The sequence below is a fragment of the Nocardia sp. NPDC059240 genome, from assembly GCF_042753865.1.
In the GTDB taxonomy this organism is placed as follows: Bacteria; Actinomycetota; Actinomycetes; order Mycobacteriales; family Mycobacteriaceae; genus Nocardia.
Window position 1 is genome coordinate 413,767 of record NZ_JBHZAC010000001.1, and the last position, 14,898, is coordinate 428,664.

General features: G+C 67.3%; 12 protein-coding genes, 2 tRNA genes and 1 pseudogene. 10 read left to right on the top strand and 5 right to left on the bottom strand.

The window, feature by feature from the left end:
* Positions 1–65 precede the first annotated feature (65 nt).
* Positions 66–179 (top strand): annotated as a pseudogene (locus tag ACFXHA_RS02070) (cytochrome P450); the annotation flags it as partial.
* A gap of 186 nt (positions 180–365) precedes the next feature.
* On the opposite strand, the gene ACFXHA_RS02075 reads toward ACFXHA_RS02070, so the two are convergent.
* The 3 genes from ACFXHA_RS02075 to ACFXHA_RS02085 form a co-directional block, all read right to left on the bottom strand.
* Positions 366–450, bottom strand: a tRNA-Leu gene (locus ACFXHA_RS02075).
* A 93-nt stretch (positions 451–543) separates the two neighbouring features.
* Entirely contained in the window at positions 544–855 is a 312-nt protein-coding gene (locus ACFXHA_RS02080; protein ID WP_379352159.1) for a hypothetical protein, read from the bottom strand.
* 131 nt (positions 856–986) lie between these two features.
* Positions 987–1,742 (bottom strand): tetratricopeptide repeat protein, encoded by a 756-nt coding sequence (locus ACFXHA_RS02085; protein WP_379352160.1) that lies wholly within the window; start codon positions 1,740–1,742, stop codon positions 987–989.
* A gap of 352 nt (positions 1,743–2,094) precedes the next feature.
* Here ACFXHA_RS02085 and mihF point away from each other — a divergent pair, with 352 nt between their 5' ends.
* Positions 2,095–2,409 carry an integration host factor, actinobacterial type gene (mihF, locus tag ACFXHA_RS02090; RefSeq protein ID WP_379352161.1) on the top strand — a complete coding sequence of 105 codons (315 nt, stop codon included), beginning with the start codon at positions 2,095–2,097 and terminating at the stop codon, positions 2,407–2,409.
* A 142-nt stretch (positions 2,410–2,551) separates the two neighbouring features.
* Positions 2,552–2,636 (top strand) — tRNA-Leu (locus ACFXHA_RS02095).
* Positions 2,637–2,698: 62 nt separating this feature from the next.
* Here the strand turns inward: ACFXHA_RS02095 and ACFXHA_RS02100 are convergent.
* Positions 2,699–6,046 (bottom strand): molybdopterin-dependent oxidoreductase, encoded by a 3,348-nt coding sequence (locus ACFXHA_RS02100; protein ID WP_379352162.1) that lies wholly within the window; start codon positions 6,044–6,046, stop codon positions 2,699–2,701.
* A 187-nt stretch (positions 6,047–6,233) separates the two neighbouring features.
* Between ACFXHA_RS02100 and xylA the strand changes: the two genes are divergently transcribed.
* From xylA to ACFXHA_RS02130, 6 genes are all read left to right on the top strand, one after another.
* Positions 6,234–7,412, top strand: coding sequence for a xylose isomerase (gene xylA, locus ACFXHA_RS02105; protein WP_379352163.1), 1,179 nt, complete (start codon positions 6,234–6,236; stop codon positions 7,410–7,412).
* Positions 7,413–7,416: 4 nt separating this feature from the next.
* The gene (locus ACFXHA_RS02110) at positions 7,417–8,808 is read left to right on the top strand and encodes a xylulokinase (RefSeq protein ID WP_379352164.1); all 1,392 of its coding nucleotides are present in this window, start codon (positions 7,417–7,419) and stop codon (positions 8,806–8,808) included.
* A complete protein-coding gene (locus ACFXHA_RS02115) occupies positions 8,805–10,004 on the top strand; it encodes an ROK family protein (protein ID WP_379352165.1) in 1,200 nt (399 codons plus the stop codon). Before ACFXHA_RS02110 ends, ACFXHA_RS02115 begins: the two co-directional genes overlap by 4 nt.
* 64 nt (positions 10,005–10,068) lie before the next feature.
* Positions 10,069–10,857, top strand: coding sequence for a maleylpyruvate isomerase family mycothiol-dependent enzyme (locus ACFXHA_RS02120; RefSeq protein ID WP_379352166.1), 789 nt, complete (start codon positions 10,069–10,071; stop codon positions 10,855–10,857).
* Positions 10,858–10,947: 90 nt separating this feature from the next.
* Positions 10,948–11,850, top strand: coding sequence for an alpha/beta fold hydrolase (locus ACFXHA_RS02125; RefSeq protein ID WP_379352167.1), 903 nt, complete (start codon positions 10,948–10,950; stop codon positions 11,848–11,850).
* Positions 11,847–12,992: a low temperature requirement protein A gene (locus ACFXHA_RS02130; RefSeq protein ID WP_379352168.1), complete on the top strand. Its 1,146-nt coding sequence runs from the start codon at positions 11,847–11,849 to the stop codon at positions 12,990–12,992. The genes ACFXHA_RS02125 and ACFXHA_RS02130 overlap by 4 nt, the downstream gene beginning before the upstream one ends.
* Before the next feature lie 7 nt (positions 12,993–12,999).
* On the opposite strand, the gene ACFXHA_RS02135 is transcribed toward ACFXHA_RS02130, so the two are convergent.
* Positions 13,000–13,821 carry an alpha/beta fold hydrolase gene (locus ACFXHA_RS02135; RefSeq protein ID WP_379352169.1) on the bottom strand — a complete coding sequence of 274 codons (822 nt, stop codon included), beginning with the start codon at positions 13,819–13,821 and terminating at the stop codon, positions 13,000–13,002.
* A gap of 153 nt (positions 13,822–13,974) precedes the next feature.
* On the opposite strand from ACFXHA_RS02135, the gene ACFXHA_RS02140 reads away from it, so the two are divergent.
* Positions 13,975–14,838 carry a heme-binding protein gene (locus tag ACFXHA_RS02140; protein WP_379352170.1) on the top strand — a complete coding sequence of 288 codons (864 nt, stop codon included), beginning with the start codon at positions 13,975–13,977 and terminating at the stop codon, positions 14,836–14,838.
* Positions 14,839–14,898: the final 60 nt, after the last annotated feature.

Sequence of the window (14,898 nt, forward strand, 5' to 3'; positions counted from 1 at the left end):
GCTGGGCGATTTCTTCGCGGCCCGCCGGAAGTCAATCGGCCGTGCCGATCTGGGCACCCGCGGTGGTGGACGAGGTCCTGCGCTTCGACCCACCCGTCCAGACGACCTGCCGCCGCGCCACCGCCCCCATCCACGTTGCGGGCCAACTCATCCCGGCCGGACACCGCATCATCCTGATGCTCGCCGCCGCCCTACCAAGCCAACACCATCCTGCGGGGCCCGCAGCAACTGCTCGTCACCTACGACCACATCATCGCCTGACGAACGAATCTTCCCTGGGGGAGCACATACCGTGGGGGTTCAATACGGTCACAGAAAAAGAGGCGCGAATTCCTTTGTGCAACAAAGAAATTCGCGCCTCGACGTGTCCGGAGGGGGACTTGAACCCCCACGCCCTAATACGGGCACTAGCACCTCAAGCTAGCGCGTCTGCCATTCCGCCACCCGGACCGGTGATGCTGGACAAGATTAGCGGAGAGGTTGGCGGAAAAGGAAATCGGGGCTTGGCCTGGCGAAATGGGGTGCGCCGGGAGGGGTTTGAGGTCAGTGGAGGATGCCGAGGAGGTTGGCGTTCTTGATGGGGGTGTCCTTGTTGGCTTGGACTTGGCAGAGGCTTTGGACGGCGGCCATGGAGAGGTCTACCTGGGTGCCGGGGGGTTCGTTGTCTTTGCCGGTTTGTTGCTTGATGAATTTGGTGATGGTGACGCGTTGGGTGTCAGCGTTCTGGGCGAGGTAGTCGCTGCACTTGGTGTCGCCGCCCTTGTTGAGGGCCTTCTCGACATCCGAGCAACCGGACAACAGGGTTACGGCGAGCGCGGCGGCCGCAACGGCCGTCCATCGCGCGGACTTCATCATGCGTGCGTTCCTCGTGGGGGTCGTGCGCGGTGGGGTGTCGACCGCGATCGACCGCCACTGTAGATGGGCGCGACCGTTCGGCAATCAGGGCTGGACCCGGAATTCAGGCCGAGGGTATGTGAGTTGGCTCACTATCCGGGGTGGGATTCGGCAGCGCTCGCCGCTCGCCAGACCCTGGCTTCGCTGGAGTTTCCGCGGCGGGTGAGGAGTTCGGCGAGGCCGGCCATGGCGCGAGGATCACCGTGGGAGGCGGCGGTGCGCCACCAGTGTTCGGCTTCCGAGAAATCGCCGCGCCGGTAGCGGACCACGCCCAGATCGTAGGCGGCAGCGAGATGACCGAATTCGGCTGCCTGCGTCCATAATTGGCACGCCTGGTCCTCCTCGCCGCGGCTCTGCATCGCCACCCCGAGCTCGTAGAGTGCGTTCTGATAGCGGCTCGCTTCGGTGGGCGGTTCGGGCGGGGGCGGGGTGAGCGCGAGAGTCAGTTCGACCACGAGTTCGCCGAAATCCGGTGGGCCGACGCCGGTGCTGCAGTGCAGCACGGTCCGGGTGGGTTCGCGGGTGACGAGCAACCCGTAGTTGCCGGCCCAGGACACGATGGCGTCGGTCTCGTCCACCCAGACGGGCGTGAGGGTGATGGCGGCGTCGGCTTCGGTGGGACGCACTTCGAGCTCGATGCCGCCCGTCATGGCGTCGCTCCAGACGTCAACCCCCCTGAGCTGGCGGCCCTCCAGCAACACGTGCCCACGCTCCACCGCGAGCCCGATGCCGAGGCTGCGCACGCCGGAGCGTGGCGAGACCGTGCGCAGGGCGAGACGGACGGTGGTGGGGGAGACGCCGATGGCCTCCGAATGCAGGGGGTAGACCTGAGCTCCGTTCCAGGTCACCGGGTCTGCGCTGGCGTATCGATCCGCTAGGGGTGGTTCGCTCGTGGCCGGTTCGGCGTACGAATACGACCCCTTCATCTGCCCCGCCTCTCGCCGGTGCCGTGTGATGTTCGGGCATACCGTAGTACCGATGCCGCCCGCTGCGTCCCGTATTTGCCAGCTCGGCCATCCCAGCAAACACCTGGTCGCTTGACCTGGGCCGAAAGTGCCCGCCAGCGGGTCCCGATGTCCGTATTTCGCCGGTCGCTCGACGTGTCGGCCACGTCCACGCGGTGTGTCGTACTTGCAGAGACGCCGGTGTCCTGTTGAATCGTCGGCGAAATACCAGCGAACGAGTGAAAGGTAAGGACATATGGCTCTGCCCACCATGACCCCCGAACAACGCTCCGAGGCGCTGGCCAAGGCCGCCGCGGTTCGTAAGGCCCGCTCGGAACTGATCGCGCAGGTCAAGAAGGGGTCGGTCAGCCTCGCCGACGTGCTCAAGCGCGCCGACGCGGAAGACTTGGTCAAGAAGACGAAGGTGGCGGCGGTCATCAAGGCGCTGCCGGGCATCGGCCCGGTGAAGGCGGCCAAGCTGATGGACGAGGCCGAGATCCCCGCGGACCGTCGCATCGGCGGCCTGGGTTCCCGGCAGCGCGCCGCGCTGCTGGAAGCACTGAAGGTCTAAGGATCGGGGGGGTGGCCTGCCGGGTCGCGAAATCGACCCGGCGGCAACCACTCCCACCGCCTTCGTTTGCCCGGCAAACACGCAGGACAACGGCCGATTTGGTCCAGGCGGTCCGATCCGATAACCTTGCTGAGCACCACCGGTCCGGGTGGCGGAATGGCAGACGCGCTAGCTTGAGGTGCTAGTGCCCGTATTAGGGCGTGGGGGTTCAAGTCCCCCTCCGGACACAAGAAGAGGAGCTCTCCCAGAATCTGGGAGAGCTCCTCTTTTTTCGTGGGCCCGGTTGGGTTCAGGCGTCGAGTTCGAGATCGGACGCGGGGACGGCTTGGCAGGTGAGGCAGGAGCCCTCGTCCAGGTGCTCGGTGCCGACGTGGTGGCTGACCTCGCCGGTGTGAACGTGGATTAGGCAGCTCTCGCATTGGCCGACGCGGCAGCCGCTGGGGAGGTCGAGTCCGGCGCGTTCGGCCAGTTGCAGGATGGTGCCGTCCTCGTCGGTCCAGACGAGTTCGCGGTCGGATCGACGGAAGCGGACGGTGTGGCGGTCGTTGCCGGGGCGCGGGGCGCTCGGTTCGGGCGCGGTGAAGCGTTCGGAGAAGATCTCCCACTTGGGTACTCCGCGTGCGCGAAGGTCGGCTGTGACCTCGGTGAGCATGGGTGTCGGGCCGCAGAGGTAGAAGCGGGCGCGGCGGTCGAGCAGACCGGGATCGATATCGGCGGCGGTGAGCCTGCCCCGGATGTCGAAGTCCCGGCCCGGCACGTCGGTGTCGAGGGGTTTGGAGTAGTGCGTGACGATGCGCAGCCGCGGGCCGATCGCGGTAGCCAACTCGCGCAGGCGATCCCGGAACGGGTGGTCTGCGGAATCGCGGACACCGTAGTGCAGCAGCACCTCTGCGACGGTGCCGCCGGTCGCGGCAAGGGTCTCCAGATAGGACAGGAACGGTGTGATGCCGATACCACAGGCGATCAGGACGACCGGGGCGTCGGTGTCGACCGGGATGACGAACGCACCGGCAGGATTGCTGATCTCGAGTCGCTCGCCCACCTTCAAGGTCTCGTGCACGTATCCGGAGAACTGCCCGTCCGGGATTCGGCGCACGGCCAGCCGGTAGCTCTCGCGGCCGTCGACGTCCGCGGGGCCGGTGAGCGAGTAACTGCGCGCGCAGGCCTCCCGGGCCGTCGATCGAACCGTAATGTGCTGTCCGGCAGAGTAATCCGCTAGCGGCTCACCGTCTTCCGGCACCAGGCGCAGGGCTCGGATGCCGGGGCTCACGGCATCGGAGGCCGCGACGCTGAAGGTGCGAGTGCCTTGCCAGGTGTGGTCGTCGGGCGCGGGAGTGACCTCACAGGTGAACGAGCGCAACGGGATCGAGCCGGAGAGCGGGTCGATGCGCTCGTCATCGATCAGCAGGTTGTAGTTGCTCCCAGCGGCTGCGAGCGGGTCCAGGTCGGGTAAGCCCAGGTCAGGAGCGCCCTGCCACCATCCGTATTCGGCGACGACGACGCTCGGGTGCAGGGTTTCGTCGATGCGGGCCCGCATTCGCACGCTCCCGTTGCGGGTGGCGAGTACCACCCGCTGTCCATCCGCGATCCCGCGCTCGGCGGCGGCCTCGGCGCTGAGATCGAGGCGCGGATCGCGGGAGCGGCGACGCAGCGAGCTGATCTGGCGGTCCTGGCTGTGCCGGAAGTATCCGTTCTTCGCACACGTCAGCACCAAGGGGAAGGACGTATCGGGCGCAAGCGGCGCCGTGAATTCGGGCACCGGTGAATAGCCGTGCGCGGCAAGTCTTTCGCTGTAGAACTCGACACGGCGAGTCGGGGTCGCAAAGCCCTTCGCAGCGTACGTGCGATGCTCCTGCGGCAGTGGCACCCGCACCCCGCCGGGCTGCTCGCGCAACTGGTCGACGGTCAGGCCGAGCGGCTGCAATTGGTGGTTCCATCCGGCCTCGACATCTCCGCCGAAGAACAGCTCGCTCATGCCAATTCGGGTGGCGAGGTCGAAGACCACTTCGGTGTCGGAGCGCGATTCCCCTGCCGGCTCGACCACGCGGGTGCGCAGTTGCACATGCTCCTGGGCGCGGTGATCGACCTCGAAGCCGATGCGCAGGGACTCCCGTTCCCATGGGCTGTCGGCCGGGAGCAGAATGTCGGCGTAGCGGGCGGTAGGGTTGTCGAACAGGTCGATGTGCACCTGAAACTCCAACTGTGCCAGCGCCTTCGCGGTGCGGGTCGAGTCAGGCTGGGAGATGAGCAGATTGGATCCGAAGCCGATCAGCGCACGAACCTGATAAGGGTCGTGATCCAGCATCGAACGGCAAAGATCGCGCGCCGTCACCCAGCCATTGGCGGCGGGCCCCAGCGGGCGTTCAGCCAGGCCGAGCGCCTTGTCACGCTGCTGCGGCGGCAGTAGCGCGGCGCGATTCGCGATGTTGTTCGTAGGTTGGGCCGGGAGCACCCTATTGCCGCCGGGCGCATCGAACGAACCGGTCAGCGCGAACAGCGTCGCGATGGCTCGATCCGTCTGCGCCGCGTTCGCATGCTGCCCGATCCCGGTCCAGCCGTAGTAGGACACCGACTCGGCCGCGGCGATTTCATTGGCGAGCGCCGTGATCCGGTGCGGCTCGATCCAGGTCTCCCGCGCCACCCGTTCCAGTGGCCATGCCCGGCATGCCCGTGTGTAATGCTCGAACGCGGGCGCGCACGTGCGAGCACCGTCCCGGGTCGCAATGCGATGCGCGCCGGCCAGCGCGAAACGTTGCGGCGTACTGACAGGGAACCGGGTGTCGTATGGTACTGGCGCGCAATCGATTTCATCCCAGGCGACGTATCCGGTCAGCTCCGGCCAGATCTCCTCGGCCCGCAGGAAGCGTCCGGTGTCCGCACGCACCAGCAGCGGGGCATTGCTCCACGCCCGCACGAACTGCTCGTCGAATCCACCGGTATCGAGCATCTGACCGGCCAGTCCAAGAGCGAGCGCGGCATCGGTGCCCGGTCGCACACGCAGCCAGTGATCCGCGTCCCGGGCGCTGGTGGAGCGTCGCGGGTCGATGACCGCGAGCCGGGCGCCGCGGGCCTTCGCCTCGGCCAACGCGGTGGACTGCGACAGCCAGGTCTTGGCCGGGTTGAACCCCCAGAGGATCGCTAGATCGGTGTTGGCGTAGTCCGGTACCGGCAGCCCGGTGCCGAAGGTGAACGAGTGCGCGACATCCTTGTGCCAGTTGCAGATCTCGGTGCTGAACACGACATTCGGGCTGCCGAACCCGTACACGAAGCGCTGGATCCACTCCATCCCGTCGGCCACACCGGTTCCCGAGGGCGTCGCCAGCGCGAACGCGACGCTTTCCGAGCCGCTCTCGCCCGCGATGGTGGTGAGCCGGGCGGCGATCTCGTCGAGGGCCTCGTCCCACCCGATGGGTTCCCAGCCCGGATCGGGATCGCCCTTCGGCCTGGTCCGCCGCAGCGGCCTGGTGAGCCGGCGCGAATTGTGCGCGATCTCGGCGGCGGATCGGCCTTTGGGGCACATGGACTGTCCGGTCGGGTGGTCCCCGTCCGGCCGGGCATCGACGATCCTGCCCTTCTCGACGGTGTAGACAGCGCCACACCGCGACTTGCACATCGTGCAGAACCCGGAGATCTCCACGTTTCGAAACTAACCGTCGCGACATCACTGAACCATGGACAGATGTCCCGCAGGTCGCGCCGGCAACGTGATGGCGATGAATTGCCTTACTGCACAGCATATTCAGGGAATCGAGCCGATCCTTGTGCGGGTGGCGGGTAGCCTTGGCACCACTTAGTTCAATGTCTGAACAAAGTGGAGGTTGATCATGGTGACGCCGACGGCCGCGGACAAGTTCTCGTTCGGATTGTGGACGGTGGGGTGGCAGGGGAGGGACCCGTTCGGGGATGCCACCAGGCCGGAGTTGGATGCGGTGGAGGCGGTGCATCGGCTCGCGGAGTTGGGGGCCTACGGGCTCAGCTTTCATGACGATGACCTGATTCCGTTCGGCGCGTCCGCGAGCGAGCGGGAGCGGCGGATCGAGCGGTTGCGAAAGGCGTTGGCCGAGACCGGGATGGTGGTGCCGATGGTCACCACGAATCTTTTCACTCATCCGGTGTTCAAGGACGGCGGGTTCACCAGCAACGATCGTGCTGTGCGGCGGTTCGCGCTGCGGAAGGTGCTGCGCAACATCGAGTTGGCGGCCGAGGTGGGTGCGCGGACGTATGTGCTGTGGGGCGGGCGCGAGGGCGCGGAGTACGACAGCGCCAAGGATGTGCGGGCGGCTTTGGACCGCTATCGCGAAAGTCTGGATCTACTGACCGAGTTCGTGCGTGACCGTGGCTATGACCTGCGTTTCGCGATCGAGCCCAAGCCCAATGAGCCGCGCGGGGACATTCTGCTGCCGACGGTCGGGCACGCGCTGGCCTTCATCACCACCCTCGCGCACCCGGAGCTGGTCGGGGTGAATCCCGAAGTGGGGCACGAGCAGATGGCGGGATTGAACTTCGCGCACGGTATCGCGCAGGCGCTGTGGCAGGGCAAGCTGTTCCACCTCGACCTCAACGGCCAGCGCGGCATCAAATACGACCAGGACCTGGTCTTCGGGCACGGCGATCTGATGAACGCGTTCAGCCTGGTCGACCTGCTGGAGAACGGCGGCCCGGACGGGACGCCCGCCTACGACGGTCCGCGGCACTTCGACTACAAGCCCTCGCGCACGGAAGATATGGCGGGCGTGTGGGATTCGGCGGCGGCCAATATGCGCACGTATCTGTTGTTGAAGGAACGCGCGCGGGCTTTCCGCGCGGATCCCGAAGTGCGGCAGGCATTGTCGGAGGCTGGAGTGGCAGACCTGCGTACTCCGACCTTGGCTGCGGGGGAAGGCTATGCGGACCTGCTGGCCGAGCCGGAACCCGATTTCGATCCGGATCGGGCCGGGGAGCGTGGGTACGGGTTCGTCCGGCTGAATCAGCTGGCGCTGGAACACCTGATCGGCGCGCGGTGATCGGATGAGGCTGGTTGCCGGGGTCGATTCCTCCACACAGTCGTGCAAGGTCGTCATTCGTGAGGCCGAGACCGGGAGGCTGGTGCGATCGGGGCGGGCGGCGCATCCGCCCGGCACCGAGGTGCATCCGCAGTACTGGTGGACCGCGCTGCTCGAGGCGCTCGCGGCCGCGGGCGGCCTCGAGGATGTCGCGGCGATCAGTGTCGCCGGGCAGCAGCACGGGCTGGTGTGCCTGGACGAGCACGGTCGGGTGGTGCGAGACGCGCTGCTGTGGAACGACACCCGGTCGGCCGGGGCTGCCGAGGATCTCGTCGGCGAACTCGGCGCGGCCACCTGGGCCGACCGCACCGGATCGGTCCCGGTGGCCTCGTTCACCGTCACCAAATTGCGCTGGCTGGCCGAGCATGAACCCGCCGATCTTGCCCGCACGGCGGCGGTCTGCCTGCCGCACGACTGGCTCACCTGGCGATTGCGCGGCAGTGGACTCGAACAGCTCACCACCGACCGCTCCGATGCGTCGGGGACCGGCTATTTCGATTCCCGCACCGATGAGTACTGCCGGGATCTGCTCGAATTGGCCTGCGGGCGTGGCGATCTGCTCCTGCCACGGGTGCTGCGTCCGAGCGAGTCGACGCCGTCCTCGGCCGGGCCGCTCCTGGCGGCCGGTGCGGGCGACAATGCCGCTGCCCGGCTGGGGCTGGCCGCGGGCACGGACGGGCTGGTGTCGCTGGGCACCTCGGGTGTGGTGTCGGCCGGCTCGGTCCAGCGCCCGGCCGACCCGACCGGCATCATCGCCGGTTTCGCCGCTGCCTCGGAACTCCATCTGCCGCTGGTCTGCACCCTCAATGCCGCACGGGTGCTGGACACGATCGCAGGCATGCTGGGTGTCGGACTTGCGAGGCTGAGCGAGCTCGCACTGTCGGCCGCGCCCGGGGCGGACGGTGTCGTACTGCTCCCGTACCTCGACGGGGAACGAACTCCCAACCTGCCCACCGCGACCGGGGCGCTACACGGCCTCACCACCGCGACCTCGACACCGGCCAATATCGCCCGGGCTGCCGTGGAAGGCATGCTGTGCGGAATCGCGGCCGGATTGGACGCCTTGACCGCCCACGGTATTTCGATCACCGCCGTGCGGTTGATCGGTGGCGCTGCCGCACTTCCGGCGGTCCGCGAGATCGCGCCCACGGTGTTCGGTGTACCGGTGTCGGTCCCCGAGCCCGGCGAGTATGTCGCCGACGGTGCGGCACGGCAGGCGGCGTGGGCATTGTCCGGCGATGTCGGGATACCGGAATGGCCTGAATCGCCGACCCCGCCGCAACGCTACGAGGCTTCTGCGGCGGTCTCGGTGCGGGAGCGCTATCGGGCGGCCCAGTCGAGGTATTTGGAGCGATGACACTGCCACCGGGTCCGGTCCACCTGCGCCAGGTGCGCACCGGCAATCTGCAGGCGCTGCTGCGGGCCATGCTCGAGGGCCCGGCCTCGCGGGCCGAGCTCGCGCAGCGCACCGGCCTGACCAAGGCCACCATTGCCAGCCTCGCGGAACCGCTGCTGCGGCAAGGGATTCTGACGGAGGATCCCGAGGTGAACACCGGGCGCGGGCGGCCGTCACGTCCGTTGCGCTTCTCGGATGCGGCTCCGGTGGCGATCGGCGCGGAGATCAATGTGCGGCATCTCGCCGTCAGCGTGCAGCGACTCGACGGGTCCACCGCGGCGACTCGACGCGTCGATCTCGACAACCGACGCCGCGGCGTCGACGATCTGATCGACCGGCTCGCCGCGCTCATCCGTGCCACGCTGGCCGAATCAGGGCTGGAGCCACTGGGTTTCGGGCTGGCCGTGCCCGGCATCGTGCACGACGGCACCGTGGTGCACGCGCCCAATGTGCCCGCTCTGACCGGTGTCCGGATCGGTGATCGCCTGGCCGCCGCACTGGCGGCACCGATGGTGGAGGTGGACAACGAAGCCAACCTCGCGGCCTTGGCGCACGTGTGGCCGCACCGGCTGGCCGGCGATGACTTCGTCTATGTCTCCGGCGATGTCGGTGTCGGCGCGGGAATCGTTCTCGGCGGCACCCTGTTTCGCGGTGGCAGCGGGTTCGCGGGCGAACTCGGGCACGTCATCATCGAGCGTGGCGGCCGTCCCTGCAGCTGCGGAAGCCACGGCTGCGTCGAGCAGTACGCGGGCCTGCAGGCGATCCTCGCCACCGCGGGCCATCAGCGCCTCGACCAGCTCCACAACGCGCTCCGCGACGGCGATACCCGCAGCCGCTCCGCCGTCAACTGCGCGGGCTCGGCTTTGGGTACCGCTCTGGCGTCCCTGATCAATATCTGCGATGTCGCGACCGTCTTGCTCGGCGGCAGCTACGCGACCGTTTTCGACGAATTCGCCCCGGGCGTGCGCGCCGAACTCGGCACCGGCGTCCTGGCCGCCGCCCGCCGCCCGGTCGCCCTGGCCGCCTCGCCGCTCGGCCGCGACGCCGTCACTCGCGGTGCGGCGGGCCTCATCACCCACCGCTATTGCCTTACGCCAGAACTCCTGTTGGAGTTCGACCCGAACGCGACTGTGGACGGACGAAGCACGACGGCGTGACCGATGAGTTCGACCGCCACGGCCCGTCATATCGAGCACAACGAACCTCAGGAAGGGTCGATCGATGAGCGAGCTGAACACGGAACGTGCCCGGCATGGGATCGTCGAACATACTCGGCGGCTGGCGGATTCGGCCGTCCTGGCCGGACCCGACGCCACCGTGCCGACAGCCCCCAAGTGGACGGTGACCGACCTGGTCGAGCATGTGGGCCAAACCCAGCACTGGGTCGCGGAGACCATCGAGCGGCGCGTCACCGACCCCACGCGGCTGCCGATGGAGATGGCGGTGCTCCCCGTTGACCCTGGGGAATGGCAGGCGTGGCCGGCGGACTCCGCGCAGCGGGTCGTGAATGCGTGCTCCGACGACGCACTCGACGCGCCGGTGTTCAATCCCGCCGGTGACGAGCGGTCCGGGACTCGATTCTGGGTTACCAGCCTGCTCAACGAGGCGGTCGTGCACGGCGTCGACGCCGCCGGCGCGGCGAACCGGCCCGCCGACATCGACGCCGACATCGCAGCCGCGCTCATCGAGAATCACTTCAGGATGCTCACCTCTCCCACCTGGGCGATGCAGCGGTCCGAGTCGGCCGCCGCCTTGCGCGGCACCGGGCAGACCCTGCAATGGCTGGCCACCGACGACGCCGATGACGCTTGGTTCCTCGAACGTCGGCCCGGCGGAGCGACGTGGCAGCGCGGAACCCGGTCGGCCGATGTGACGGTGAGCGGTCCTACCTGGTCGCTGCTGCTGGCCTTGACCCGACGACTCCCGCTCGACGCCACCGACATCCGCGTCGACGGTGACGTCGACTTGGCCCGGCACTGGCTCGACAACACCGCTCATGTGAGCGGCTGAACGCTGTTGTTGCTCAACGCATGAGCGCCGCCTCGATCTGATCCATCAGATGCCAGCGGCTTGCCAGTCGTGGCAGGGAGACTTGGCGGCGTGACTACGAACGACTTCTCGATGCCGACCTCGAATGCCGAACTGGCACAGTCATTGCCGGGGAATTTCCAGAGCCACCATGTCGAGGTGAATGGCGTTGTCCTGCACTATGTGGCAGGAGGGGAAGGGGAGCCGCTCGTCTTGTTGCCCGGGTGGCCGCAGACCTGGTGGCAGGCTCGGAAGGTCATGCCGTTGCTGGCGCGGCATTTCCGGGTGATCACCGTCGAGATCCGGGGGATGGGTTCTTCGGGCACTCCTGCGGGCGGTTATGACAAGAAGACCATGGCGGAGGACGTCCATGAGTTGATTCGGCATCTGGGCTACGGTTCCGCGTTCGTGGCGGGGCACGATATCGGGTCGATGGTGGCGTTCAGTTTGGCCGCCAATCACCCTGAATCCGTCCGCAGACTGGCGTTGCTGGAGGAACCTCACCCGGACGAATCACTGTATTCCTTTCCATTGCTTCCGAATTCCGGGGAGCGCGCGCGGCATCGTTGGTGGTTCGCTTTCAATCAGGTCGCCGAGGTTCCCGAAGACTTGCTCGAGGGTCGCGGCCGTGTCCTGATCGACTACCTGTGTCGCCGAAACCTGCGCAGCGCAACCGCTATCGACGAACACGCCCGCGAGATCTATGCGGCGGCCTATTCGCGGCGCGAGAACATCCGCGCTGCCACCGGCTGGTACCAAGCCTTCCCCGCCGACATCGAGGACGGCGCGAAATACGGTCGTCTCGAAATGCCGGTAGCAGCACTCTATTTCGCCGGCCACACCGATCTTCCCGACGCTCTCGTCACCCGCGCCGGCGATGTCACCCGCTACGAAATCCCCGGCACCGGCCACTATCTGGCCGAGGAACAGCCGGACGCGGTGGCCGGCCACCTGATCGAATTCTTCGGCCGGTGATCACTCCGCGCCGAGCCACCTGGTTCGAACTGTTCGGGGACTTGGTTTTCGCGGCCGCGATCGGACAGCTCACCCGCCTGGTCGGGGCGCATCCGACCCTCGAATCCATTGCCGCGGCGGCCGGACTGTTCGTGCCGGTGTGGTGGACCTGGGTGCTGTACGCGGTGCAGGCCAACCGCACCGATCGGGACACCGCGGCGCATCGCCTGATCGCCATGGCCGGGTGGGCCGGGGTCATCGCGATGGCGATGTGCGCCGACGGGGTGACCGGCTCGGCGGGCGCGGCGGCGGGCTTCGTGGGTGGATATCTTTGGGCGCGTGCCGGTGTCGCGGCACTCTATGCCTGGGATGCACGCGGCGGGACCGCGTTGCAGCCGGTGTTGCGCGCCTATGTGCGAGGTTCACTGTTCAGTGGTGCGGCATGGCTGGGTGGTCTGATCCTGGTGCACGGTGCGCCGCGCTATCTGGTGTGGACGGCCGCCATGATCTGCGAACTGCTGCTGCCCCTGGTCGCGGGCCGGTCCATCGCCCGGGTCTCGCATGAGGCCGAGCATCTGCGGGAGCGGTTCGGCGCCTTCACAATCATGGTGCTGGGTGAATCGGTGCTCGGCTTCACCGGCGGGCTGACACACGCACCCCTGACGCCCGCGGCCGCACTCACCGGTATCGCGGCGTTCGGGCTCACCGCCTGCCTGTGGTGGACCTACTTCAATGCCGGCGGCACTCGCCCCGGCGCGCACGCGGCGCTGAACCGGGGCGGAAAGCTGTTGCACGCCTATACCTTCGGCCACCTTCCACTCCAGCTCGGGCTGGCATTGACCGGAGCGACGATCGGTATCGCGGTCGCCGGCGGCAGTGCGCATCTCGACATCACCGCGGCCGCCTGCCTGCTCGGCGGGGTGATCATTTTCCTCGCCGCGAGCGCCCTGACCCGCGCCGCCTTCCTCGGGTTCGGCGAGGGCGTGGTGGTCCGCCGACTGCTCACCGCGGCCTTGCTCCTATCCCTGCTGCCATTGGCCCCGCACGTCCCCTTCACCGCCGTGCTAGTAGTGCTCACCGCCGTGCTCGCTGTCAGCGCAACCCTCGAAGCACCCGCCTACCGGATCGAGGAGAGTGTCGGACAGCGAGTCGACGGCGACTGAACTCGATTCAGCCCTTGATGAATTCGAGGATATCGGCATTCACCTGGGCGTAGTGGCTCTGGTAGAGACCGTGGCCGGCGTCGATGTACTCCTTCAGCACCGCATCGGGAGCGAGGTCGACGATGCGGCGGCTGCTGAGGTCGATCGGGATCGACTGGTCCTGCACACCGTGCAGCAGCAGGAGCGGAACCGTCAGTCCCGCGACGTCGGCGCGGGAGTCGGTGTAGGCGGTCGCGCGCTGGACTTCGATGGTGGCGACGATCGAGGTGCTCAGGCAGCGCCGGATCTCGTTGTCGATCGTGGCGGGCGTAACCCGGGTGCCCAGGTGAGTGGCGTAGTAACCCTGGGACAGATCGTTGAACCACCGCGCACGATCGGTTTTCAGCTCGTCGAGGGTGGCTTCGATGAGTTCGTCCGGAATGCCGATCGGGTTGTCCTCGGTCTGCCGCAGGAACGGCAGCGTGGCTGCCAGCAATGCGATTCGGGTGACCCGGTCCGCGCCGTGCCGCGCGAGGTAGCGCACCACCTCCGCGCCGCCGCCGGAGTGCGCGACCAGGATCGCGTCGCGCAGGTCCAGGAGCTCGATGAGGGCACCCAGGTCATCGGCGCGAGTGTCGGTGTCGTATCCGGCGGACGGTCGGTCCGAGCGGCCGTGACCGCGGCGGTCCAGCAGCACACAGCGGTAGCCGTGGTCGAGGAAGAAGGGCACCTGGCGCTCCCACTGATCGCAGGGCAGCGTCCACCCGGAGACGAAGACGATCGGTGTACCCGTGCCGTAGTCCTCGTAGGCGAGAGTCGTGCCGTCGGTGGGCGTCTGGAAAGTCGGCATAGCTGTTGCGCTCCTGCACTGTTGGCTGCAAGGCGGCCGGTCGGCCACGCCACGCACTATCGATGAGGGCGCTGGCAAGGAGCTGGCATCGCGTCCGCTCGCATTTCACGGGCGTGTCCGCGGGGGAGCTGGTAAACCTTTGAGGGGGAGAACATGTCAACTTTGGGGGGACATATGACCGAGCTTTTTCGTGCCGCGGCGCCGACGGCGACTTCGATCGCGGACCTCGGCCCGTTGCGGGATCTGCCCGGGACCTGGATGGGGTCGGGGTTCAGTTTGGTGGAATTGCCTGCGCGCAATGGGGATCCGTTTCGGCTGAAGTTCACTGCCACGCGGGAGACGGTGACGTTCACGGCGATCGGGTCACCGATTCCCAATCGGGGGAGCGCGCAGGACGACATCATTTTCCGCGGGGTGCACTATCTGCAGCACATCAGTGATGCGGAGACCAATGAGGCGGTGCACGTGGAGACGGGGATGTGGCTGTTCGTTCCGGCCACCACTCAGCCTGCGGCGGGGCCGACGGTCGTCCGCATGGCTACCATTCCGCACGGGGACGCCTTCATGGCGCAGGGTGCCGTGCTGCCGGATATCCCTGGGGCGCCGACCATTCCGGCGCTCAGCTCGGTGCCGACCGGATTCACCTTCGGCGGCGGCTACTTCCCGCCGCCGAACACCAAGCTTCCGGCCGGTATCCCCGAGGAAGCGCTCCAGGACCCCTCGGTCCTGCTCACCGCCGCGCTCAAGGAACAGACGGTGGTCAACACCACCACCCTCGATGTGCGGACCGGCGACGGCGATATCCGCAATATCGGTTTCGTCTCGGCCAATGCCGATGCGACTACGCTGCATTCGATCTTCTGGCTGGAGACGCTTCAAGGCCCGGACCAGTCCGAGTTGCTGCAGTTGCAGTACAGCCAGCAATCGATGCTGCGGTTCCCCGCGGGCCCGAACCCGGACCCGAGCAAGCCGATCGACTGGCCCCATCTTCAGGTTGCGACCCTACTCAAGCAGTAGCACAAGCGATTTCGAACACAGGCGATTTCGCCGAGACCGCCGATACGATACCTTCAGTAT